The organism is Streptomyces sp. CA-249302, from assembly GCF_050936785.1.
In the GTDB taxonomy this organism is placed as follows: Bacteria; Actinomycetota; Actinomycetes; order Streptomycetales; family Streptomycetaceae; genus Streptomyces.
In genome coordinates this window covers 6,726,505-6,748,352 of the sequence record NZ_JBNJMG010000001.1, presented here as the reverse complement: position 1 = coordinate 6,748,352, position 21,848 = coordinate 6,726,505, and the positions used below count along the sequence as shown (strand labels likewise).

Sequence of the window (21,848 nt, the reverse complement as noted above, 5' to 3'; positions counted from 1 at the left end):
GCTCCCGATTGACAGCTCCTACATTTTGAGAGCTACTCTCATTTCATGGTTACTGTCACTCAGACCGAAGAGACACGGCCCGACCCCCGCCGCTGGTGGGCCCTCGGCGCCCTGGTCGCGAGCATGCTCACGCTCGGCTTCGACACGACGATCCTCAATGTGGCGCTGCCGACGATGGCCGCCGACCTCGGCGCCGGCACCGGCCAGCAGCAGTGGATGGCGGACTCGTACGTCATCGTCTTCGCGGCGCTGATGCTCCCCGCCGGCCTGCTCGGCGACCGCTTCGGACGCCGCCGGATGCTCATCGCCGGACTCGGCGTCTTCCTCGCCGGCTCACTGCTCGGCGCCCTGGCCGGGGACGTGAACTGGGTCATCGCGGCCCGCGCGCTGATGGGCGTCGGCGCCGCCCTGATCACCCCGCTGGCGCTCTCCGTACTGCCCACGATGTTCGCGCCCGACGAGCAGCCCAAGGCCAACGCCATCGTCTCCGCCGCCTCCGCGCTCGGCCTGCCGCTCGGCCCGATCATCGGCGGCTGGCTGCTGAACCACTTCTGGTGGGGCTCGGTCTTCCTGGTCAACGTCCCGATGGCCGCGATCGGCATCGCCGCCTGCGTCTTCCTGCTCCCGGAGACCCGCGACCCGGCCTCCCCCAAGGTCGACACCGTCTCCACCGCGCTCACCGCGACCGGCCTCGGCGCCCTCATCTACGCGATCATCGAGGCGCCCACCCGCGGTTGGGGCGACCCGCTGGTCCTGGCCATGCTCGCGGCGGCCGTCGTACTCATCGCCGCCCTGGTGCTGCGCGAGCGCCGGGTCGAGCGCCCCATGCTCGACCTGACCCTGCTCGCCCACCGCGGCTTCCTCTTCAACACCATCGCCGCGACCCTGGTGATGTTCGTCCTGTCCGGCCTGCTGTTCGTGCTGCCGCCCTACCTCCAGGCCGTCCTCGGCAACGACGCCCTCGGCACCGGTGTCCGGCTGCTGCCGATGATGGGCGGGATCCTGATCGCCGCCCGCTCGGCGCCGCAGGCGGTCACCCGCTTCGGAGCCCGCGCCACGGTCAGCGCCGGTCTGGTGGTGCTGGCCTTCGCCGCACTCCTCGCCAGCCGTACGACGACCGACTCCGGCTACGGCTTCACCGCGCTGTGGCTCTCCATCACCGGCCTCGGCTTCGGCTTCTCGCTCATGCCGGCCATGGCCGCCTCCCTCGGCGCCCTGCCCCGCGACCGCGCCGGCAGCGGCTCGGGCCTGCTGATGACACTCCGCCAGGTCGGCGGCGCGATCGGCATCGCGCTGCTCGGCAGCCTGCTCGCCAGTACCTTCCAGGACCGGCTCGACGTCACCGGACTGCCCGCCCAGGTGGCCGACACTGCCGACAAGTCGGTGGTCGCCGCGCACATCGTCGCCGAGCAGACCGGTTCGGCCGACCTGCTGGCCTCCGCGAACAGCGCCTACGTCCACGGCATGAGCGTGGTCATGCTGGTGTGCGGGATCGCGGCGCTGCTCTCGGCGCTCCTCGCGGCGGCCTTCCTGCCGAAGGCGACCCAGGGGCAGCCGGCCCGGAGCCCCGAGCCCGACATGGTCGCCGCCACGGAGGATGCCTGACAATGAACCCCATGACGGCCGCACGCTCCCCTTTCGCCTCCCCCGCCGACCGGCCCCAGCTGGGCCTGCGCGAACGCAAGAAGATCAAGACCCGCGAGACGATCCGCGCCGCCACGTACGCGCTGATCAAGGAGCAGGGGTACGACGCCACGACGATCGAGCAGATCGCCGACCGCGCCGAGGTGTCGCCGTCGACCGTCTTCCGGTACTTCCCCACCAAGGAGGACATCGTCCTCACGGACGAGTACGACCCGCTGATGGCAGAGGAGTTGCGCGGCCGGCCGGCCGGCGAGCCGTGGATGGAATCGGTGCGGCACGTGATGCACCTGGCCATCGAGGCGAACAACCGGGAGGACCCCGAGGTGGCCCGGCTGCGGGCCCACCTCGCGGTCCAGGTCCCCGCGGTCCGCTCCCGGATGGTCGAGAGCATGTCCGCGACCGGCCGCCTGCTCCGCGAGGCCATCGGCGAGCGGCACGGCCTCGACCCGGACAGCCTCGCGGTCCGGGTGTACGCGATGGCCTTCGTCGGCGGCCTCATGGAGGCCTCCATGTACTGGGCGGAGAACGGCTTCGAGGGCGAGCTGCGGGACCTCGTGGACCAGGCCCTGGACGTCCTGGAACACGGCCTCCCCACCCAGAACCCCTGAACCCCGGGCTCCCTCCCGTGACATCCTGACCGGGTGAACGGTCCCGAGATCCACGTCGAGTTCGCCCCCGAGCTGACCCTCTTCGTCCAGCGCGCCCCGCGCCGGACCCTGGTCACGGACGGCGTCTCCACCCTCGGCCACGTCGTCGAGTCCACCGGCGTCCCGCTCACCGAGGTCGGGACGCTGTGGGTCGACGGCCGCGAGGTCCCCACCTCGTACGTCCCCGCGGCCGGCGACTCGGTGGAGGTGCGGACCGTCGAGCGCCCCCAGCGGGTGCCCGGCGCTCCCCTGCGCTTCCTGCTCGACGTCCACCTCGGCACGCTCGCCCGCCGGCTGCGCCTGCTCGGCGTGGACACGTCGTACGAGTCGACGGACATCGGCGACCCGGCGCTCGCCTCGCTCTCCGCCGCCGAGAAGCGGGTCATGCTCAGCCGCGACCGGGGTCTGCTGCGCCGCCGCGAACTGTGGGCCGGCGCCTATGTCTACAGCACCCGCCCCGAGGACCAACTCCGCGACATCCTCGACCGGTTCCGCCCCGAACTGCGGCCCTGGACCCGCTGCACCGCCTGCAACGGCCTGCTGAAGGAGGCGACGCTGGAGGAGGTCGCGGACCAGCTGCACGGCGGGACGCAGCGGTCGTACGACGTCTTCGCGCAGTGCCAGGAGTGCGGGCGCGCCTACTGGAAGGGCGCGCACCACGAGCAGCTGGTCGCCATCGTGGAACGCGCCCTTGAGGACTTCGCGAGCTAGCTCCTGCGGAGGTCCGCCTTTCCGCAGGCGATGCCGTCCCGGCTCGGGTCGAGGCCGAGCGGGTCGTCCTTGCCGTTGACCTCGAGCCGGCCGTAGTCGTTCTTCTTCAGCCAGGCGCAGCGCGCGGCCGTGGTCTTCTTCACGCCCTTCGGGAAGGCCGTCGGCACGCAGACGTTGATGGTGCCGTAGTGCCGGTCGCAGCCGGAGATGGTGACGGACACCTTCTGCGAGGTGCGCTTCTTGCCGGGCTTGACGACCTTGCCGGACAGGGAGTCGGCGAAGGAGTGGACGTGCGCGGTGGCGGTGTCGGCGCTGAGGGCCTGCGGACCGGCCAGGTGCACCCACTTGGCGACCGAGGGCACGCCGTTGGCGTCGACCGCGAAGAGCATGTACCAGCCGGGGGGAGCGATGTCGGGGTTGTTGGTCACGTTCAGGTCGACGTTGTTGCCGTCCACGGACAGCGGCAGGTCCACGAACCGCTGGTTCGGGTCCGAGGAGTGCGTGACCGCGGCCGGGCGGATCAACTCGGCCTTGGCGATGGGCCGGTCGACGGTGATCCGCTGGGTGTCGCCGTAGTTCCACTCGCTGTCGATCACCGAGGTGATCGTCGGCCGCGTGCCCTTGAGGAGGTACGGCGGGGTGTAGATCGACACGTTGTGGTTCCAGGTGCCGTTGCCCGGGTTGTCACCGGTGGCCATCACCCGGCCGTCGGGCAGCAGGAACGCCGAGGAGTGGTAGCCGCGGGCCTCGGGATCCGCGGCCACCTGGTCGAAGGTGTTGGAGTCCGGGTCGTAGATCGAGGACTCGAAGACCGGGTTGGCCCGGTTGTGCAGACCGCCGCCGGTCTCCAGCACCTTGCCGTCGGGCAGCAGTACGGCCGAGACGTACATCTTGCCCTGGCTACCGGTCTCGGGGACCTTTCCGTTGCCCAGGTCGACCGTCCCCTGCGGGATCTGCGGCCCGGCGACATAGGTGGGGTTGGCCTGCTTGAGGTCGATGACGTCGGTGAGGCGGTTGCCCTCCGGGTTGGAGTCGATGTTGCCGCCGCCGAGGGTGAGGACCTTCTGGTCCTGCGCCGGCGGGAGCAGCACGCTCGCCGACTGGTCGCGCTGGTCCTTGTTCTGGAGCCCCGGGACCTGCGTGATCGTGTTGGCGCCGTAGTCGTAGATCGCCGCACCGGTCCCCGGGATGTTGTTGCCGAAGACATGGCTGCCCGAGTAGAAGAGGCGGCCGTCCTGCATCAGGATCATCGACGGGTACAGACCCCAGTACGACCAGGTCTGGTTGACCTTCCACAGCGGCAGCCACTGCTGTTCCGCGTCCGACCAGTACTCGGCGGTCACCGAGCCGGTCGAGTCCTCGCGCAGCCCGCCGAAGGAGATGACGTCACCGTTGCCGAGCTCGGTCGCCGACGGGTACCAGTGGCCGTCGTTGAGGTCGTTGGTCTTGCTGTAGGTCTCGGTGACCGGGTCGAAGATGTACGAGTCCTTGTAGCCCTCGTAACCGTGCGAACCGTCCGCCGCCGGGAACGCCTTGTTGCCGCTCAGCACCAGCACCCGGCCGTCCTGGAGCTGGATGTGCCCGGAGCAGAACATGTCCTTCGGCGTCGGGATGACCTTGTAGGTGCCGTCGGCCGGGTTGTAGACGGCGGAGGTGAAGGTGCCCGCGTTGAAGTTCTCCTCGCTGTTGCCGGAGCCGGCGATCAGCAGCACCTTGCCGTTGTTGAGGACGACCGAGTGCATGGAGCGAACCGGGTTCTGCGTGGGCAGCACGTCCCAGCGGCCGTTGGCGCACTCGTCCGCCGTACCGGTGCAGGTGGCGGGCGGGGTGACGTCCGGGACCTGGTCCATCGTGTAGTCGTCGGTGGTCGCCGAGCCGGTGCCGTAGACCGAGACGCCCCAGGTGATGCGGTCGGTACCGGCCGGCACCTCGGGCGTACGGACCGTGGCCTGGGTCCAACTGCCCTGCATCTCCAGGGTCTTGAGGTCGGTCCAGTACTGCCAGCCGGCGGTGGCGTCGTGCCGGAACAGGGTGACGTTCGCGTCCGGTGTGGTCGTCTTGTACCAGAGCGAGAGGTCGTACTGCTTGCCCGCCGTCACCACCGGCGCGCACTCCGTCGACTCGGTGATCAGCGCCTTGCGGTCGCCCTCGACCCGGCGGGTCAGCGACACCTTCATCGCCGCGGAACCGCTGTGGGCGTCGCTCGTCGTCTCGAAGGTGAAGTCGTTGTCGCCCCAGCCGGACTTCTCCCAGCAGTACGGCATCCCGTCCGTCCCGGCGGTCTCGAAGCCGGGGTTCTTGACGAGGTTGGCGGCCTCGGCGGACTGGGGTACGGCCATGAGGAGCGAGGCGGCCAAGGCCGTCACCCCCACGAGGGCCGTCTTGCGAGTGGTTCTCATGCTGCGGCTCTCCTTGCATAGACCAGCGCTTCGGTTCCCACGAAGCGCAGGACGAACGTCGTCACCAGCGCGAGCGCGGTGGCGGACAGGGCCCCCATCCCCAACCGGTCCACGAACAGCGCGATCAGCGGGATGCGCAGCACCAGGTCGGCGTTGGCGAGCAGCGCGAACCGGCCGAGGCGGTCCCACCGGTTGCGGTACTGACGGCGGTCGCGGAAGAGCAGGTGCTCGATGAGGACGAAGTTCCAGGCCACACCGAGCTGGTTGGCGAGGATCTCGGCCGGTACGTAGTGCATGCCGAGCACGGTCAGCGCCCACAGGCCGACCAGGTTCGGGACGAACCCGCTCGCGCCGATCAGGCCGAAGCCCACCATGCGGGCGATGGGCGAGGCCGTGCGCAGGCCGACCAGATGGCGCAGAAAGCGGAAGCCCTCCTGCGCGGTCGACTTGGATTCCCCCGCGAACCGGTCCTGGAAGACGAAGGGCACCTCGGCGACTCCGCGCGGCCGGCTCCGTACGGCCAGCTCAAGGAGGATCTTGTAGCCCAGCGGCTTGAGCACGTCCGCCGTCACCGCACTGCGCCGAATCGCGAAGAAACCGCTCATCGGGTCGCTGATGCCGTGCAGCCTGCGCGGGAAGAGGGACTTGGTGAGCCAGGTCGCGCCGCGCGAGACGGCGACCCGGTAGCTTCCGGCGAGTCCGGCCCGACTGCCGCCCTTGATGTAGCGGGAGGCGACCACGAGCCCGGCATTGGACCGCTCCCCCGTGGCCACCAACTCCGGTACCAGGGACGGCGGATGCTGACAGTCGCCGTCCATGACGACGATCCACTCCGAGGTGGCCGCCTTCAGCCCCTCCACGACCGCGCCGCCGAGCCCGCCCACGGGCTCCTCGCGGTGCAGCACGGTCACCGGGAACGGACAGTCCTGCGCGGCCGCTTCGACGGCCTCCGGGGTGTCGTCGGTCGAGTCGTCGACGAAGACGACCTCACAGGGCAACCGGGCGGGCACCGATTCGGTGATCTGACGCAGCAACTGCCTTACGTTCGCCGACTCGTTGAAGGTCGGCACGACGATGGTGACGGCCCCGGGCTCGGCGACTTCCGTGGCTTCCAGCCCCGCGGCCGGGACCGTGTATTCGTGGCTGCTCAACGGGCACCCCCTGCGATCTGCCGGATCTCGATCCGGTCCGCACCGGTGCCGAACGTGGCGACCGGGCTCGAATGCTCGATGGCCGCCTTCACGTTGGGCAGGTCCACCGCGTCGCGCCGCACGGTCGGGGAGGCGACGACGTAGTCGATGTCCCGCCAGCCGTCGGGCATGGTCTTGGTGACGGCCGGGTCGAGGTCGGCCTTGTAGAACCAGATGACGCCGAGCCCGGGCCGGTACCCGTGGTGCACCAGGTCCAGCCAGAGCGCGTCGTCGACCAGGACGCGGGTGTCCTCGGGGTCGGCGACCTCGGTGGTGAGCCACTTGGAGGCGGCCCGGTAGGGGGCGTTGGCATCAGCGGTGACGGCGGTGCGGTCGCCGTCGTACCACTTCGGGACGACGTACGCGCCGGCGGCGACGGCGAGGACCGCCGCGAGGGTGTAGCGGCCGTACGTCCGCCACTTCTGTTCGTCGGGGCGGCGCCACCTGCGCAGCACTCCGTGGGCGACGGAGGCGGTGCCCGCGGCGAGGACCAGGGCGAGGAAGGGCAGCGCCTGGATGACGTACATCGCCGGAAGGTAGCCGTTGGGGCGCATGGCGAGGGCGGTGAGGATCGCGATCGTGACGGCGGGGCCGGCGAGTGCGCGGGCGGTGACCGACCAGCGCCAGGTGACGATCAGCAGCAGGGCGCCCGCCAGGCCGCCGAGGGGCAGGACACGGTCGTAGTAGAGCCACGAGTGGAGGACGCCGTACGAACCGGAGGACTGGTCCAGGATGAAGCCCGAACCCGGCCTGGTCATCTGGTACTTGACGCCGTCCCAGAGGGAGACGTGTCCGCCGCCGGGGAACAGCTCGCCCTTGAGGAGGGCGAAGAGCGGGTAGCTGAAGCCGATCAGGACGCAGGCGGTGACGGCTCCGGTGACCGCGAACTTGCGGGTGTCGCGGTGGCTGTGGCGCCACATGGTGACGAACAGGGCCGGCAGGACGACCAGCATGGTCTCCTTGGTGAGCACGGCCGTCGCGGCCGCGAGGCCCGCGCCGAAGTGGTGCCACAGGTGCCGGCTCGGGGAGGCGGCGAGGGTGAACGCCACGAGCGTCCACATCACCGCGATGTTGTCGAGGAAGATCTCCCGCTGCAGCACGACGGAGAGCGGCGAGAGGCCGAACAGGGCCATCGCGAGGCCGGCCGCCCAGCGGGGCAGCGAGAGGCGGCGGGCGAGGACGTAGACGAGGACCGCGCTGACCGCGGAGACCAGCAGCATCACCACCCGCATCGAGCCGACGGTCATCGAGTCGGGGCTCAGCCAGGACGGTACCCAGGTGAGCAGTGCCAACTGGATCCAGCCGAGCGGCGGATGGTCGTACCAGTAGGTGTAGTGGGCCAGGCCTCTGCCCTGCTGGACCGCCCAGGCCTGGGCGAGGTAGGTGCCCTCGTCGTCGCTGAGCGTCGGGTAGTCGGCGATGTTCCAGCCCTGGACGACGAGGATCGCCACCAGGAGCGCGCCGCACAGGAGGAGGTCGGGGCGGGAGGAGCGGAGCCTTTTCGGCGGGGTCGTTCGACTGGTCGAACGGGCCTCAGGCACAGGCTGGCGCTGCGCGGGGACCTTCGAAGTGGTCACCGCGGGAAGGGTGGAGGTCACGCAGGGACGTCCTCTCGGATTGCCGCTGTGTCGTTCAGATGCGCGCCGACGTGGCTGGTCAACTCCCAGTCGTTGCGGCCGCGTTGCTCACGCCAGACGGCGCGGATCGCGGCCCCGGCGAGAAGGACCTGGTAGAAGGGGCCGCCCACGACCAGCTTGAGGTAGTGGACCGCGCGGACCCGGAGCCCGTACTGCTTGCCGAAGTCGTGCAGTCCGACGACCTCGAAGACGAAGGTGACGGCCGCCGTGACCAGCGGCAGGAAGGTGAGGAAGGCGATCCCGACGGGCACGTCGAGGAAGAGCGCCACCGCCGCGTTCAGCGGGATGATCACGCCGGAGAAGGCCTGGAGGAACGGCGTCATCAGGGTGTAGCGGGCGAGCAACCGCTGCCCGAAGCCCGGGAGTTGCTTCCAGTCCTTCTTCCGGTAGACCTGAAGGAAGCCCTGGTTCCAGCGGGTTCGCTGCTTCAGCAGCGACATGAGCGAGCCCGGGGTCTCCTCCCGGGTCACCATGTCGGAGTCGTAGGCGACGACGACCTTCTTGCCGACGGACGACAGCCGCACCCCCAGGTCGCAGTCCTCGGCGAGGCAGTCGGGGTCCCAGCCGTCGGCCTCCCGCAGCACGTCGGTCCGTACGAAGACGGTGTTGCCGCCGAGCGGGATGAACCCCTTCTGCGCGTGCAGGTGAAGTCGCGACCGGAACCAGAAGAAGTACTCCAGGCAGTTGCGCAGCGAGTACCAGCTGGAGTGGAAGTTGATGAGCTGGACACCGCCCTGCACGACGTCCGCCTTCGTCGTCCGGAAGGCGTGGTCGACGTGCGCGAGGAGTTCCGGGTGCACCTGGTCCTCGGCGTCGAAGACCCCGACGACGTCACCGCGGCAGTGCGGCAGCGCCGTGTTCATGGCCTTCGGCTTGTTCTTCTTCTCGTGGGTGTCGACGACGACCCGCACCCGCGGGTCGCGCGCGGCGGCCGCCTCGGCCACCGCGGTGGTCTCGGGATCGTCGTGCCCCACGATCACGATGATCTCGAAGTCGGTGTGCGTGGACTCCAGCAGCCGCTGGATGGTGTGGTCGAGCACGGCCTGTTCGTGCCGCGCCGGCAGCAACAGCGAGAACGAGACGTGCTCGTCCCCGTCCGGTCTGCTGAACCGGGTGGAGGCCAGCACTTCGGGCGTACGCCACGCGTGCATCTGCCACCACAGGGTGAACGCCGCCATCCAGAACAGGGCCAGTGAAACGGCAGCGACAAAGACAGACGTAAGCAACAGATCCCCCCAGATCCCAATGCCCCCTGACGCGACAATGAGTCACATCTGTCGCGTTACTGTGTAGACACTAGGGAAGATCTGTGAAGCGTGCAGTCCGTTTGGATGAAGAGCACGTTTCTTGGATGAAGGGCCCGTTTCCGCGGGAAACGCGAGGCATCAGCCGCCCAACGCGCCCCGCAACCGCTCCTGGTCGGTGGTCGGCGCGTCACAGGTGAAGTTGCGGCAGACATACGCGGCGGGCTCGCCGCCGACGAGCGGCCGGTCGGCCAGCAGCGGGAACTCCTCACTCCCCGGCACCCCCACGGCGACGACCGCCCCCGGGGCGATGCCCAGAAGTGCCGTACGGTGCAGGGCTTTTGTCGCCTCGTCATCGAGTGCGGGACCGACGACGGCGACCTCCCGCGGCCCGTCGAGCAGCGCCTCGGCGACCGCGAGCCCCCACCCGATGAACCGGGGCACCCGCGGCCCCAGCGCCTTCACGACCCCCAACGCCCGCTCGGCGGCGGCGCGATGCGGCTCCGCACCGGTCTGCGCCGCATAGCTGAGCAGGGCGCCCGCGGCGGCGGTCCACCCGGAGGGCGTCGCGTTGTCGGTCGGGTCCTGCGGCCGGCGGATCAACTGCTCGGCGTCGGCCGCGGTGTCGTACAGCGACCCCGACTCGGCATCGACGAACCGCGCGAGCACATGGTCGAGCAGGAACCCCGCGAATTCCAGCCACACCCCCTCCCCGGTGACGGACCCGAGCGCGAGGAACCCCTCGGCCACGTCGGCGTAGTCCTCCAACACCCCGGCATTCGCGCCGACTTGCCCGTCCTTGCTGGTGCGCGAGAGGCGGGCCTGCTCGTCCAGATGCAGTCGTACGAGGAGGTCGGCGGCGCCGGTCGCGGCCTCGACCAGATCGGGGCGGTCGAAGTACGCGCCGGTCTCGGCGAGCGCGGCGACGGCGAGGCCGTTCCAGGCGGCGACGACCTTGTCGTCCCGGCCGGGGGCGGGGCGCTCGGCGCGCGCCCGCAGCAGCCGCTCGCGGACGGACGCGATCTTGTCCGCGTCGAACACGCCCTCGTGCTGCGGGAGTTGGAGGACGGACTGCCCGTGCTCGAAGGTGCCTTCCTCGGTCACGCCGAAGTAGTGGGCGGCAAGCGCCGCGTCCTCGGCGCCGAGGACCTCGGCGAGTTGCTGCGGGGTCCACACGTAATAGGCGCCCTCGACGTGCTTCCCGCTCCCGTCGTCACTGTCGGCGTCGAGCGCGGAGGCGAACCCGCCCTCGTTCGTACGGAGTTCGCGCACCATGAAGTCGGCGGTCTCCAACGCGACCCGGCGGGCGAGCTCGCTGAGTCCATTGGCGACTCCGTCGCGGGCGGTGGCCCGCCACAGGTGGGCGTAGACGCGGCACAGCAGGGCGTTGTCGTACAGCATCTTCTCGAAGTGCGGGACGACCCACTCGCGGTCGACGGAGTAGCGGGCGAAGCCGCCACCGAGCTGATCGTAGATGCCGCCGCGGGCCATCCGCTCGCAGGTGTCGGCGGCCATCTGGAGGGCACCCTCGGCGCCGGTGCGGGCGTGATGCCTCAGCAGGAACTCGACGACCATGGACGGCGGGAACTTGGGGGCGCCGCCGAAGCCGCCGCGCTGGGCGTCGTACTCACGGGTGAGCCCGAGCAGGGCCCGCGCCTGCTCCTCGTCGCCGGGGACCTGCGCGTCGCCGTAGGAGATCTCCCGCTGCGCGAGGTCGCGCACGATCTTCCCGGCGACCTCGGCGACCTCGTCCCGCCGATCGGTCCAGGCGGCGCGGACACCCTCCAGGACCTGCCGGAAGGAGGGCGAGCCGTGGCGCGGGGCGGGCGGGAAGTAGGTGCCGAAGTAGAAGGGTTCGGCGTCCGGGGTGAGGAACACGGTCATGGGCCAGCCGCCCTGCCCGGTGGCGGCCTGCACGGCCTCCATGTAGACGGCGTCGACGTCCGGGCGCTCCTCGCGGTCGACCTTGACGCTGACGAAGTGCTCGTTGAGGAAGTCGGCGGTCTCCTGGTCCTCGAAGGACTCGTGGGCCATGACGTGACACCAGTGGCAGCTGGAGTACCCGACGCTCAGAAGGACCGGTCTGTTCGTCTTGCGGGCTTCCTCGAAGGCCTCGGTCGACCAGGGCCACCAGTCGACGGGGTTGTCGGCGTGCTGGAGCAGGTACGGGGACGTCTCATGGGCCAGTCGGTTCACTGTCCCACTCTCCCACGGGCTCGGGAGCGGCGTAGAAACGCAGGTTCATGTGGCGTGCCCCTTCGGGGGCTTCCTCCGGGAGGTGGCTGTAGCGGTCGAGCAGTTCCTGGTAGGCGCGGACGAACCCGATCAGGTCCTCCTGGGTCATCCAGGTGCCGGTCCGCCGGACCTGGGCCCAGCCCTCCGGGCCCCGGTACTCCCGGTGGGCGCGGCGGAACAGCCGGGTGTCCATCTCGATCTTCAGCAGGGCGAGTTGCTCGGCCGCCGCGTACTCCTCGGGGCCCATCGTGGCGGGGTCGGGTGTGGTGTGGCTGAAGGGCAGCGTCCGCCACCAGCGCTCCCGGCCGCCGGACTTCTCCGGGATCTCCTCGATGAGCTTCTGCTCGGCGAGTTTGCGCAGGTGGTAGCTGGTGGTGCCGGAGCTCTCGCCGAGTTCGCGGGCGAGCACGGTGGAGTTGGCCTCGCCGTGCCGGCCGAGGTAGTCGAGGATCCGGCGGCGCAGTGGGTTGCCCAGCGACTTGTAGAGCGCGGTGCGTTCGAGGCCGGTCATCTCGGGCGTGCCGTCGGTCATGCGGTCACGGTAACCCTGAGAACCCTGACTCGTCCCTGATGTCTGCCGAATTTTCTTTGCAGAGATTTCTCTGCGGTCTAGCGTTGAGGCGTGGGATCGAAAGGGGGAGCTCGATGAGGAAACAGTCGTGCGCGGGGCAGCTGCTGGGATGGACGCTGCTTCTGCTCGGCCTGGCGGTGGGTGCGGTGGTCGTCCTGCTGAGGAGATGGTCGCTGGTGCTGCTGGGCGCGGCGGCGGTGCTGCTGGTGCCGTGGATGGTGGTGCTGGGCCTGACCCTCCCGGCCGACACCGAGGTACGGCACTGGTCGGTGGCCTGGATCGGCCTCGACGTCCTGATGGCGGCGGGCTGCGCGGCGACGGCCCTGCTCGGGCTGCGCGGCGACCCGCGGGCCCGGCTCACGGCCTCGGCGACGGCGGCCGTCGCGGTGCTGGACGCCTGGTTCGACATGACGACGGCACAGCCCGGCACCGAGCTCACCCAGGCGGTGGCCTGCGCGCTGGCGGAGGCGGTGCTCGCCGCCGTGTGCATCCGCCTCGCCGTCGTGGAGCGCCGGGTGCCGCGCGAGTGATCGCCGGCCTCCCGCCTTACGGCCCGCGGGTGGTCGCCGCCGTCCCGCGCTCAGCGCCCCCGCGTGATCGCCGCCCTCTGTCGCTCAGGGCTCCCCCGAAGGACACTCATAGGCAAAGGAGTTGACGCCGGAGGGGGACGTGACATGCGGGACAGCCACCGGGCGGACGCCGAACGGCTGTTGGCCCGGGCCGTGGAGGAAGAGGTGCGGCGCTCCGGCGGCCGCACCGACGGAGGCGTGCTGCTGTCGAGGTCGCGCGCCGCGCTGGACGCGATGGCGGAGACGGCCGCCGAGGAGTACGAGGCCTACGCACGGGCGCTGGACGAGTCGGAGGCCGGCCGCCTCACCTTCGGACAGCGCTACGCCAAGGAGGGCGCCGGAACTCCCCTGCTGGTGGCGGTCGTCGCCGCGGTCGCGGCCGTGGTGGCCGACCTCGCCTTCGGCACCGACACGGGCACCGCACTCGGCGTGGGTGCGACGGTGGCCGTCGTCGGCGCCGCCGCGACGGTGGTGAAGGTGGCCGGCTCGCATCTGCCCGCCGCGCACCACCGCGCCGGCGCCGCGAGCCAGCCCGGCGGCCCCGAGCAGCTGCGGCTGCAGTGGCTGACGGCCTTGGAGGTACGTGGCATCCGCCCGTTCCTCGACCAGCAGCGGGTGCTCACCGCCGCCGCCACCAGGACCCCGAAGAAGCCGGGCGGCCCGCAGCTGAAGGGCGCGGACAAGAGCGCGGCGGCCCGCGGGCGCAGCGTGCTGGCCCAGTCCTTCGGCCAACTCCCCGATCCGGAGGGCGCGTTCGCGGGCCGGCGGCAGGAGATGGCGCGGATCCGGCAGTGGGTGCAGGCCTCGCGGGCGAGCACCGAGACCCGGCCGACGGTCGTCGTACTGCACGGGGCGCCCGGCAGCGGCCGTACGACCCTGGCCGTGCGCGCGACCCACGACCTGAAGGACTACTTCCGTGGCGCCTGCGTCGTCGACCTGCGCGGCGCCAGCCCGGAGGAACAGCCGCTGTCCACCCGGGACGCCCTGCTGCACCTCCTGAACCGGCTCGGCGCACCCCGCGAACAGCTGCTGTTCCGTGAGCGCTCCTCCCCCGACCAGCAGGTCAAGCGGCTCAGCGAGCTGTACCACCAGCATCTGACGGGGCTGCCGGTCACGATCGTCCTGGACGACGCCTGGGACCCCGAGCAGGTGCGCACCCTGGTCCCCGAGCGCTCCGACAGCCTGGTCCTGGTGACCGCCCGGGAGCGGCTGGAGCTGCCGTCGGATCTCCCGGCGCAGGTGCACCAGTTGGCGGTGGAGGCGCTGGACGCGGCGGGCGCGGAGGAACTCCTCGACGCGGCGGCGCAGGAGAACTCGGGGCCCTACGACGCGGATTCCGCGGATCTGATCAGGGAGCTGTGCGGCGGGCTGCCGCTGGCGCTGAGCATCGCCGGCTCCTCGCTGGGCCCGCGCTCCCCGCGCCAACTGGCCACGGATCTGGCGGCGTACGGCCCGGTCGAGCCGACCGAGCGGGTGCTGTGGCTGCGCTACACCGACCAGTCGGACACGGCCCGCCGACTGCTGCGCCGGCTCGCCCTCGCGGGCCGCGCCTCGCTCGGGGCCGCCGCGGCCGCCTCGCTGCTGGCGACCGACGAGACGGAGGCGACCCGGCAGCTGGCCGCCCTCTCCCGCGCGGGGCTGATCGACCAGGTCCGCGGCGACCGCTACCGGCTGCACGACCTGGTGCGGGCCTTCGCCCAGGCCCGGCTGCTCGACGAGGAGGAACCGGCCGAGCGTACGGCCGCGCAGGAGCGGCTGATCGTCAACTACGCCGACCTCGCGGACTCGGTGCTGCGCCTGGTCGACGGCAACATGTCGACGCGCTCGGACCGGTTCAGCCCGCACGGCTTCACCTCGCTGGACGAGGCGCTGCGCTGGCTGGACGACGAGTCGAGCTTCATCACCTCGACGCTCCGGCACGCGGAGGGCGTGAACCAGGCGGCGGTCCTCAACCTCCTCGGCGCGCTGTGCGACTACTGCCTGCTGCGCGGCGACCTCTACCGCCTCGGCGAGATCAGCGAACTGGCGCAGGCCGTCGACCAGGGCCTCCTGGTCCGCTCGGTGCAGTGGCGCACGGGTATCGCGGCCCGGCAGCTGGGCGAGCTGGACAAGGCCCGCACCACCCTCTCCTCGGTCGTGGACCTGTACATGGAGGCGCATCACGACGCGGGCGCCGCCCGCGCCCTCTGCTCGCTCGGCATCACCCTGCACCACCAGGGCAACCTCACCGAGGCGGCGGCGAAGCTCCGGGAGGCCCTGGACCTCCAGGCCGCGCCCGAGCTGGCGACGGACCGCGCCTGGACGATGCACGCCCTCGCGGCGGTGGAGCGGGACCGCGCGCACCTCTCGGAGGCGATGCGGCTGCTCACCCAGTCACTGGTGCTGCACCGGGCCGGCGAGTCCGTGCACGGCGAGGCCTGGGCGCACTTCCAGCTCGGCCAGCTGGGCCTGCGGATGGGCGACGTACCGCGCGCGGAGGACGAGCTGAACGCGGCCCTCGACCGGTACGGCCGTACCCGCGACGCCCGCGGCGAGGCCTGGGCGCTGACCCAGCTGGCCCGCGCCCGCCTGGTCGCCGGCGACCCGTCCCCGGCGGTGGACGGCCTGCGCCAGGCAGCGGCCCGGCACCGGGAGAACGAGGACGCGCGCGGCGAGGCCTGGACCCTCTACTACCTGGGCCAGGCCCTGGAGGAGACGGGCAACCTCGACCACGCGGTCCGCGAACTGGAGCGCTCCCGCACGATGTTCTCCCGGATGCGCGACGTGTACGGCCTGGCCTGCGCCCGCCACCACTCGGCCAGAGTCACCCGCGACCAACGGGCGGCCCAGACGGGCTCGTTGCGCAACTCCGGCTTCGCCCGCCAGCTCCTGGTCGACGCCCGCGCCGACTTCCAGCGCATCGGCGTAGCCCACGGCGAGGCCTGGACCTGCCTGGAACTCGCGGTCGTCGACGCGGGCAACACCCGCACCCAGCAGGCCCTCGCCCTCTGCGACGACGCGACCACCCTGTTCACGTCCTACGGCGACCGCCGCGGCGAGGACTGGTCCCGCTTCCTCCGCTGCACCCTCCTGCCGTACGCGGCTCCGGGCGGCGTGGACATAGGCAGCGCGGTGGCCCAGGAGGAACTGAGCCAGCTCTCCCGGACGGGCCATTCTCTCCGGGACGAGAAGCTGGACGAGTACGTCGGCGCGTACGCACTGTTGCTGGAACGGGGCGTGAACCTGGAGGCGGGCTGGCAGGCTTGGCGGCTCGGAATGGTGCCGAACCGTCATGCGCGGGAAGTCATGGGAGTGGCGGTGACGGCTTCGTCCCGGTGACGGGAGGCGGGAGGACCGACATGAGCGGGCCCGACACGGCCGCGCCCCGCGGCGTCGCCCGGCTGCTCATGAACCGAGGCCTTCAGTCCTCGTACGGATCCACGAGCCGGATCGGCTGCCGGACGGCTGCCAGCACCTCTGCGGGGAAGTCCGGGCCCGGTACGTAGAAACGGGACTTCGTGTTGCCGACGGCTTCCAGCAGCCCCGCCTCGGTCAGGGCGCGGACGTCCCGTACCGCCTGCTGATTGCTCAGGTTCTCGGCCCGCTGGTAACGCGCGCGGCGGACCCGGCCGGCGAGCGCGGCGTCGTGCAGGGCCGTGATCTGGCGTTCGTCGATGCCGTGGCGCTCCGCGTAAGCGGTCAGGTCGATCCAGCAGCGGTTGGAACGGTCGATGCGGTGCTGCACCGACTGGGACTGCTGGTGGTAGGCGAGGAGGTTGAAGCGGAGCCAGGGGGCGGTGTCGCGCCGAGGGCTCCACTCACGTCCGCCCACCTGGTTGAGGACCCTGTAGTACTCCCACGTGTTCTTCGGCTTGCCCAGCCATGACTCGATGGACGAGAACTCGGGTGCGAGCGTGCCGCCACGAGCGATGACCAGGGTCTGGAGCGAGCGCGACATACGGCCGTTGCCGTCCGGCCACGGGTGGATGTTGACCAGGTTGAGGTGCACCATCGCCGCTCGGACCAGCATGGGGGCGTCCAGATCTCCCTCATTGGCCCACTCGACCAGTTCACCCATGAGCTTGGGCAACAGATCGTGATCCGGCGCTACGTAAGCGACTTCTTCCGGAGCCCCTGGCTCGTTGATCCACACCCCTCGCCTGCGGAACTGGCCTGCGAGCTTCCTCGGGTAGTGGTGCCCTTGAAGCATCCAGTGCAGAGCGTTCAGCAGCCACACCGAGTAAGTGAAGCCGGGAGCGTCGTGGAGGGACTGGATGTAGGTCATGGCGTGCTGATACGCCAGCGTCTCCGCCTTGTTCTCCTCCGACGTGGCCACTTCCTGTTCGCCGTCGATCAGATCCTCGACGTCGACGGAATCGACTTTGTAGCCCTCGATCGTGTTGGAGCCCGCGATGGCATTCGCCGTCAGCGTCCTGCGCAGCCCCGCCGTCCACTTGGTCGGCGTCTGAAGGACCTGGTGCTGAAGTTCACGGCGCATCGCCTCGACGTCCTCCAGCACCTCTCGGTCCTTCGAGGTGAGGGCAGGAATCTGGTGCAGCATGACTCCATGATACCCACAGGGTGTCACGGAATCATGCCGTCAGACCATCGGCGCGAGACTCAGCCCTTGGAGTCCGCGGGTTCCTCGGCGGAGGGCTCCACCTTCGGGTCCGGGACCTCCGTGAACTCGACCTTGTTCATGTGTCGGCTCATCGACTTCATCAGCCCCCACACGGCCAGGGCCATCGCCGCGAAGACGATGAAGCCGAGGACGCCGGGGGTGACCTTGTTCTCGTCCACCTCCTTGGCGAGGGGGACGAGGTTCGTCAGTGCCAGGCTCACGCTTGCGCTCATGTCAGGCATTCTCGCGGATGCCCGCGAAGAGGTCGTCCTCGGGGAGGGAGGTGTCCACGAGCGACTTCGCGAGCTCGTACTCCTCCGTCGGCCAGACCTCCTTCTGGATCTCCATCGGGACCTTGAACCAGCCTCCGTCGGGGTCGATCTGCGTGGCGTGGGCGATCAGCGCCTTGTCCCGGATCTCGAAGAACTCGGCACACGGGATGTGCGTGGTCAGCGTGCGCTCGGTGCGCTCGAACTCGGCCCAGCGCTTGAGCCAGTCCCCGTACGGTGACTCCAGACCGCGCTCCAGGAGCGCGTTGTGCAGCGCCTCGGTGCGCGGGCGGTTGAAGCCCTGGTTGTAGTACAGCTTCTGCGGCTGGTACGCGGCACCGAACTCGGACTCCGGGAACTTCTCGGTGTCCGCCGCGCCCTCGAAGGCCACCATCGAGATCTTGTGGGTCATGATGTGGTCGGGGTGCGGGTAACCGCCGTTCTCGTCATAGGTGGTGATCACCTGAGGGCGGAAGGCGCGGATCTGCTTCACCAGCTCGCCGGCCGCCTTGTCGACGTCCTCCAGCGCGAAGCAGCCCTCGGGGAGCGGGGGCAGCGGGTCGCCCTCGGGCAGGCCGGAGTCGACGAAGCCGAGCCACTCCTGCCTGACGCCGAGGATCTCGCGGGCCTCGTCCATCTCCTTCTTGCGTACTTCGTGGATGTGCTCCTCGATGTACTTGTCGCCCTGCAGCTTCGGATTGAGGATGGAGCCGCGCTCCCCGCCCGTGCAGGTCACGACCAGCACGTCCACCCCCTCGGACACGTACTTCGCCATGGTGGCCGCGCCCTTGCTCGACTCGTCGTCGGGGTGGGCGTGCACGGCCATCAGTCGCAGCTGGTCAGTCAAGACTCAATCCTTGGTCAGTCGGCGCCCCCGGTGACTCGGGGGGCGATCGGCGGCTTCTATAGTGACCGAATCGGAGGGCGAATAATTCCTGGGTCCGGCCCCGGGAGCCTTTTGCCGAGAGGACGATCATGAGTACGGCGAGCACGAAGCTGCCCGAGGGCCGCTACGGCCGCTCCTCGGACGAGCGCGCCGACCACCGGCTCAAGATCGCCGGCGCCGTGCTCGGGACCCTGCTGCTCGCCCTGATCGGCTACTTCGCCTACCACTACGTCGGCCAGAACAAGATCAGCGGCGAGGTGATCACGTTCGAGCCGCACAAGGACTCGGTCTCGATCCACCTCGAGGTCCGCAAGGACGCCGGCACCTCCGGCTACTGCACCGTGCGCTCCCAGGCCGCGGACCAGTCCGAGGTGGGCCGGGCGGACTTCCGCTTCGGCGGCAGCGCGACCCGCATCGACAAGGTCGTCACGCTCCGTACGACGGCCCCCGGCACCACGGCCGAGCTGCTCGGCTGCCACGCTGACTGACTTCACCCCCGATCCTTCCGGGCTGACCTGCGGCGACGTATTTCTGATGGCTTATGTCCTCCCCCTTGGGCCGCTGAATTGTTAGGCTCGTGGTTTCGCCCTTCCGTGAAGGAACATTCTTCTGGGTAGGGCGATGCTTTGTATTCCCAGTACCTACGAGGAGCATCTGTGACCCAGACCAGCGAAGACGTCACCTGGCTTACGCAGGAGGCGTACACCAAGCTCAAGGAAGAGCTGGCGTACCTGTCTGGTCCCGCGCGCGAGGAAGTCACCGCGAAGATCGCGGCCGCGCGCGAGGAGGGCGACCTGCGCGAGAACGGCGGGTACCACGCGGCCAAGGAGGAGCAGGGCAAGCAGGAGCTCCGCATCCGCCAGCTCACCCAGCTCCTGGAGAAGGCCAAGGTCGGCGAGACCCCGGCGTCCGCGGACGGCGCGGTGGCGCCCGGCATGGTCGTGACGATCGCCTTCGACGGCGACGAGGACGACACGACGACCTTCCTGCTCGCCTCGCGCGAGTACGCGAGCGCCGACATCGAGACCTACTCGCCGCAGTCCCCGCTGGGCTCCGGCGTGATCGGCCACAAGGTCGGCGAGGACGCGGAGTACGAACTGCCGAACGGCAGGAAGGCCTCCGTGACGATCCTCAAGGCCGAGCCCTACAACGGCTGACCCCGCCCCGGTCCGGCCGCCCCGGCCGACGCGCCCTTGACGAGCCCCCGGTGTCCTGGTGATGCCGGGGGCTTCGTCATGTCCCCGTCGGTATTTCCTCGTCGGTATTTCCCCGTCGGTCAGGCCGTGGCCGAGCGGTATTTACGCACCGCCAGCGTCCTGAATATGACGATGATCAGCGCCGAGTAGATCAGCGAGGCCCAGACCGGGTGCACCATCGGCCAGGCGTCGGACTGCGACTGGCCCGGGTTCGCGAACAGCACGCGGGCCGCCTGGACGGTGGCGCTGAAGGGGTTCCACTCGGCGATGTGCCGCAGCCACGGGGTCATGTGGCTGGTGTCCACGAAGGCGTTCGAGATGAACGTGACCGGGAAGAGCCAGATCAGTCCGCTGGAGGTGGCCGCCTCGGGGGTCCGTACGGACATGCCGATCAGGGCGCCGATCCAGGTGAACGCGTACCCGAGCAGGAGCAGGAGCCCGAAGGCGGCGAGGACCTTCGCGGCGTTGGTGTCGCCGTCCGTCCCGACCCGCCAGCCGACCAGCAGGGCGACGAGGGCGAGGACCACCAGGGTCAGCGCCGTCTGCACCAGGTCCGCGAGGGTGCGCCCGGTGAGCACCGCGCCGCGTGCCATGGGCAGCGAGCGGAAGCGGTCGATGAGCCCCTTGTGCATGTCGTCGGCGATACCCGCGCCGGAGCTGGCGGTGGCGAACGTGACGGTCTGCGCGAAGATGCCGGCCATCAGGAAGTTCTTGTAGTCGACGGCGCTGGTGCTGCCGCCGATCTGCATGGAACCGCCGAAGACGTAGGTGAAGAGCACCACGAACATGATGGGCTGGATGAGCCCGTAGATGATCATTTCTGGAATCCGGCTCATGCGGATCAGATTGCGTTTCGCGACGACCATCGAGTCCCGGAAGGACTGGCTGACGGGGTTCCCGGTCGGCGCGACCCGCACCGCGTCGGTGACGGCGCTCACTGGGCGGCCTCCTTCTTGTGCTTGCGGTCCTTGGCGGGGGCGTCCGCCGCTTTGCCGTTCTCCTCCGGCTTCTCCTCGGCCACGTGTCCGGTCAGGGACAGGAACACGTCGTCGAGGGTGGGGCGGCGCAGGCCGATGTCGTCGATCTCGATGCCGCGGACGTCCAGCTCCCGGATGACCTCGGCCAGCAGCTTGGCGCCGCCGGTGACGGGCACGGTGAGCTTGCGGGTGTGCTCCTCGACCGTGAGCTCGCCCTTGCCGAAGCCGGCGAGGACCTCGCGGGCGGTCGGGATGTGCTCGCGCTCGTGCACGACGGCCTCGACGCGCTCGCCGCCGGTGCGGGCCTTGAGCTGGTCGGAGGTGCCGCGGGCGATGACCTTGCCGTGGTCGACGACCGCGATGTCGTGCGCGAGGTGGTCGGCCTCTTCCAGGTACTGGGTGGTCAGCAGCAGGGTCGTACCGCCGGAGACGAGCTGTTTGATGACCTCCCACAGCAGTTGGCGGTTGCGCGGGTCGAGGCCGGTCGTCGGCTCGTCCATGAACATCACGGGCGGCGAGACGACCAGGGCGGCCGCGAGGTCGAGCCGGCGGCGCATGCCTCCGGAGTAGGTCTTCGCGGTGCGGTCGGCGGCGTCCGTGAGGTCGAACTGGGCCAGCAGCTCCTCGGCCCGGGCCTTCGCGGCCTTGGCCTTCATCTGGTAGAGCTGGCCGACCATCTGGAGGTTCTCGCGGCCGGTCAGGTATTCGTCGACCGCGGCGAACTGGCCGGACAGGCCGATCGAGCGGCGCACCTCGTTCGGTTGCCTGAGCACGTCGAGTCCGGCGACGACCGCCTTGCCACTATCCGGTTGCAGCAGGGTCGTCAGACAGCGGACAGTGGTCGTCTTGCCCGCGCCGTTCGGCCCGAGCAGGCCCAGCACGGTGCCCTCGGGGACATCGAGGTCGACGCCGTCCAGAGCCTTTACGTCGCCGAAGGTCTTCACGAGACCTTCGGCATAGATGGCGCCTGGCATGTGAGTCTCCACGTCGTCGGGGATTCTTCGGAAAGCCTAGGTTTGTGCGTTTTGTTCCGCCTGATGGATGACGGTGGCGGGGACATGCGACACACCATA

18 protein-coding genes are annotated in these 21,848 nt (G+C 70.0%); 7 read left to right on the top strand and 11 right to left on the bottom strand.

Annotated features, from left to right (window positions below; translation table 11 throughout):
* The first annotated feature begins 45 nt into the window (after nucleotides 1-45).
* From ACQEWB_RS30500 to ACQEWB_RS30490, 3 genes are read left to right on the top strand one after another with little or no spacing between them, the layout of a single operon-like run.
* Nucleotides 46-1,605: an MFS transporter gene (locus ACQEWB_RS30500; RefSeq protein ID WP_432836560.1), complete on the top strand. Its 1,560-nt coding sequence runs from the start codon at nucleotides 46-48 to the stop codon at nucleotides 1,603-1,605.
* 2 nt (nucleotides 1,606-1,607) lie between these two features.
* Nucleotides 1,608-2,252, top strand: coding sequence for a TetR/AcrR family transcriptional regulator (locus tag ACQEWB_RS30495; protein ID WP_432836558.1), 645 nt, complete (start codon nucleotides 1,608-1,610; stop codon nucleotides 2,250-2,252).
* A 33-nt stretch (nucleotides 2,253-2,285) separates the two neighbouring features.
* Entirely contained in the window at nucleotides 2,286-3,002 is a 717-nt protein-coding gene (locus tag ACQEWB_RS30490) for a Mut7-C RNAse domain-containing protein (protein WP_432836556.1), read from the top strand.
* Here the strand turns inward: ACQEWB_RS30490 and ACQEWB_RS30485 are convergent.
* The 6 genes from ACQEWB_RS30485 to ACQEWB_RS30460 form a co-directional block, all read right to left on the bottom strand.
* The gene (locus ACQEWB_RS30485) at nucleotides 2,999-5,401 is read right to left on the bottom strand and encodes a galactose oxidase-like domain-containing protein (RefSeq protein ID WP_432836554.1); all 2,403 of its coding nucleotides are present in this window, start codon (nucleotides 5,399-5,401) and stop codon (nucleotides 2,999-3,001) included. The two genes, ACQEWB_RS30490 and ACQEWB_RS30485, sit on opposite strands and share 4 nt — an antisense overlap.
* A complete protein-coding gene (locus ACQEWB_RS30480) occupies nucleotides 5,398-6,552 on the bottom strand; it encodes a glycosyltransferase (RefSeq protein WP_432836552.1) in 1,155 nt (384 codons plus the stop codon). The genes ACQEWB_RS30485 and ACQEWB_RS30480 overlap by 4 nt, the downstream gene beginning before the upstream one ends.
* Complete coding sequence (locus ACQEWB_RS30475; protein ID WP_432836550.1) at nucleotides 6,549-8,189, bottom strand: ArnT family glycosyltransferase; 1,641 nt, start codon at nucleotides 8,187-8,189, stop codon at nucleotides 6,549-6,551. Before ACQEWB_RS30475 ends, ACQEWB_RS30480 begins: the two co-directional genes overlap by 4 nt.
* Nucleotides 8,186-9,454 (bottom strand): glycosyltransferase, encoded by a 1,269-nt coding sequence (locus ACQEWB_RS30470; protein ID WP_432836548.1) that lies wholly within the window; start codon nucleotides 9,452-9,454, stop codon nucleotides 8,186-8,188. Before ACQEWB_RS30470 ends, ACQEWB_RS30475 begins: the two co-directional genes overlap by 4 nt.
* 159 nt (nucleotides 9,455-9,613) lie before the next feature.
* The gene (locus ACQEWB_RS30465; RefSeq protein ID WP_432836546.1) at nucleotides 9,614-11,668 is read right to left on the bottom strand and encodes a thioredoxin domain-containing protein; all 2,055 of its coding nucleotides are present in this window, start codon (nucleotides 11,666-11,668) and stop codon (nucleotides 9,614-9,616) included.
* Nucleotides 11,649-12,239 carry an ArsR/SmtB family transcription factor gene (locus ACQEWB_RS30460; protein ID WP_432836544.1) on the bottom strand — a complete coding sequence of 197 codons (591 nt, stop codon included), beginning with the start codon at nucleotides 12,237-12,239 and terminating at the stop codon, nucleotides 11,649-11,651. The genes ACQEWB_RS30465 and ACQEWB_RS30460 overlap by 20 nt, the downstream gene beginning before the upstream one ends.
* A gap of 113 nt (nucleotides 12,240-12,352) precedes the next feature.
* On the opposite strand from ACQEWB_RS30460, the gene ACQEWB_RS30455 reads away from it, so the two are divergent.
* Both ACQEWB_RS30455 and ACQEWB_RS30450 read left to right on the top strand, forming a co-directional pair.
* Nucleotides 12,353-12,808, top strand: a complete 456-nt coding sequence (locus ACQEWB_RS30455) for a hypothetical protein (RefSeq protein WP_432836542.1) — start codon at nucleotides 12,353-12,355, stop codon at nucleotides 12,806-12,808.
* Between the two features lie 144 nt (nucleotides 12,809-12,952).
* Nucleotides 12,953-16,165: a tetratricopeptide repeat protein gene (locus ACQEWB_RS30450; protein WP_432836540.1), complete on the top strand. Its 3,213-nt coding sequence runs from the start codon at nucleotides 12,953-12,955 to the stop codon at nucleotides 16,163-16,165.
* A gap of 82 nt (nucleotides 16,166-16,247) precedes the next feature.
* Here ACQEWB_RS30450 and ACQEWB_RS30445 read toward each other — a convergent pair whose 3' ends face one another.
* From ACQEWB_RS30445 to mca, 3 genes are read right to left on the bottom strand one after another with little or no spacing between them, the layout of a single operon-like run.
* Nucleotides 16,248-17,387 carry a Fic family protein gene (locus ACQEWB_RS30445; RefSeq protein ID WP_432836538.1) on the bottom strand — a complete coding sequence of 380 codons (1,140 nt, stop codon included), beginning with the start codon at nucleotides 17,385-17,387 and terminating at the stop codon, nucleotides 16,248-16,250.
* Between the two features lie 59 nt (nucleotides 17,388-17,446).
* Nucleotides 17,447-17,689: a hypothetical protein gene (locus tag ACQEWB_RS30440; protein WP_432836536.1), complete on the bottom strand. Its 243-nt coding sequence runs from the start codon at nucleotides 17,687-17,689 to the stop codon at nucleotides 17,447-17,449.
* Entirely contained in the window at nucleotides 17,682-18,542 is an 861-nt protein-coding gene (gene mca, locus ACQEWB_RS30435) for a mycothiol conjugate amidase Mca (protein ID WP_432844097.1), read from the bottom strand. Before mca ends, ACQEWB_RS30440 begins: the two co-directional genes overlap by 8 nt.
* A gap of 149 nt (nucleotides 18,543-18,691) precedes the next feature.
* On the opposite strand from mca, the gene ACQEWB_RS30430 reads away from it, so the two are divergent.
* Together ACQEWB_RS30430 and greA are read left to right on the top strand one after the other, a co-directional pair.
* The gene (locus tag ACQEWB_RS30430) at nucleotides 18,692-19,090 is read left to right on the top strand and encodes a DUF4307 domain-containing protein (protein ID WP_432836534.1); all 399 of its coding nucleotides are present in this window, start codon (nucleotides 18,692-18,694) and stop codon (nucleotides 19,088-19,090) included.
* A gap of 168 nt (nucleotides 19,091-19,258) precedes the next feature.
* The gene (greA, locus tag ACQEWB_RS30425; protein WP_432836532.1) at nucleotides 19,259-19,759 is read left to right on the top strand and encodes a transcription elongation factor GreA; all 501 of its coding nucleotides are present in this window, start codon (nucleotides 19,259-19,261) and stop codon (nucleotides 19,757-19,759) included.
* 119 nt (nucleotides 19,760-19,878) lie between these two features.
* Here greA and ACQEWB_RS30420 read toward each other — a convergent pair whose 3' ends face one another.
* On the bottom strand, nucleotides 19,879-20,736 hold the full coding sequence (locus ACQEWB_RS30420) for an ABC transporter permease (RefSeq protein WP_432836530.1): 858 nt from the start codon (nucleotides 20,734-20,736) through the stop codon (nucleotides 19,879-19,881).
* Nucleotides 20,733-21,749, bottom strand: coding sequence for an ATP-binding cassette domain-containing protein (locus ACQEWB_RS30415; protein WP_432836528.1), 1,017 nt, complete (start codon nucleotides 21,747-21,749; stop codon nucleotides 20,733-20,735). Before ACQEWB_RS30415 ends, ACQEWB_RS30420 begins: the two co-directional genes overlap by 4 nt.
* Between the last annotated feature and the right edge of the window lie 99 nt (nucleotides 21,750-21,848).

Coding starts and splice junctions, on each gene's coding strand:
- ACQEWB_RS30500 (WP_432836560.1), top strand. CDS start 46: ATGGTTACTGTCACTCAGACCGAAGAGACACGGCCCGACCCCCGCCGC.
- ACQEWB_RS30495 (WP_432836558.1), top strand. CDS start 1,608: ATGAACCCCATGACGGCCGCACGCTCCCCTTTCGCCTCCCCCGCCGAC.
- ACQEWB_RS30485 (WP_432836554.1), bottom strand. CDS start 5,401: ATGAGAACCACTCGCAAGACGGCCCTCGTGGGGGTGACGGCCTTGGCC.
- ACQEWB_RS30460 (WP_432836544.1), bottom strand. CDS start 12,239: ATGACCGACGGCACGCCCGAGATGACCGGCCTCGAACGCACCGCGCTC.
- ACQEWB_RS30455 (WP_432836542.1), top strand. CDS start 12,353: ATGAGGAAACAGTCGTGCGCGGGGCAGCTGCTGGGATGGACGCTGCTT.
- ACQEWB_RS30450 (WP_432836540.1), top strand. CDS start 12,953: ATGCGGGACAGCCACCGGGCGGACGCCGAACGGCTGTTGGCCCGGGCC.
- ACQEWB_RS30445 (WP_432836538.1), bottom strand. CDS start 17,387: ATGCTGCACCAGATTCCTGCCCTCACCTCGAAGGACCGAGAGGTGCTG.
- ACQEWB_RS30440 (WP_432836536.1), bottom strand. CDS start 17,689: ATGCCTGACATGAGCGCAAGCGTGAGCCTGGCACTGACGAACCTCGTC.
- mca (WP_432844097.1), bottom strand. CDS start 18,542: ATGGCCGTGCACGCCCACCCCGACGACGAGTCGAGCAAGGGCGCGGCC.
- ACQEWB_RS30430 (WP_432836534.1), top strand. CDS start 18,692: ATGAGTACGGCGAGCACGAAGCTGCCCGAGGGCCGCTACGGCCGCTCC.
- ACQEWB_RS30415 (WP_432836528.1), bottom strand. CDS start 21,749: ATGCCAGGCGCCATCTATGCCGAAGGTCTCGTGAAGACCTTCGGCGAC.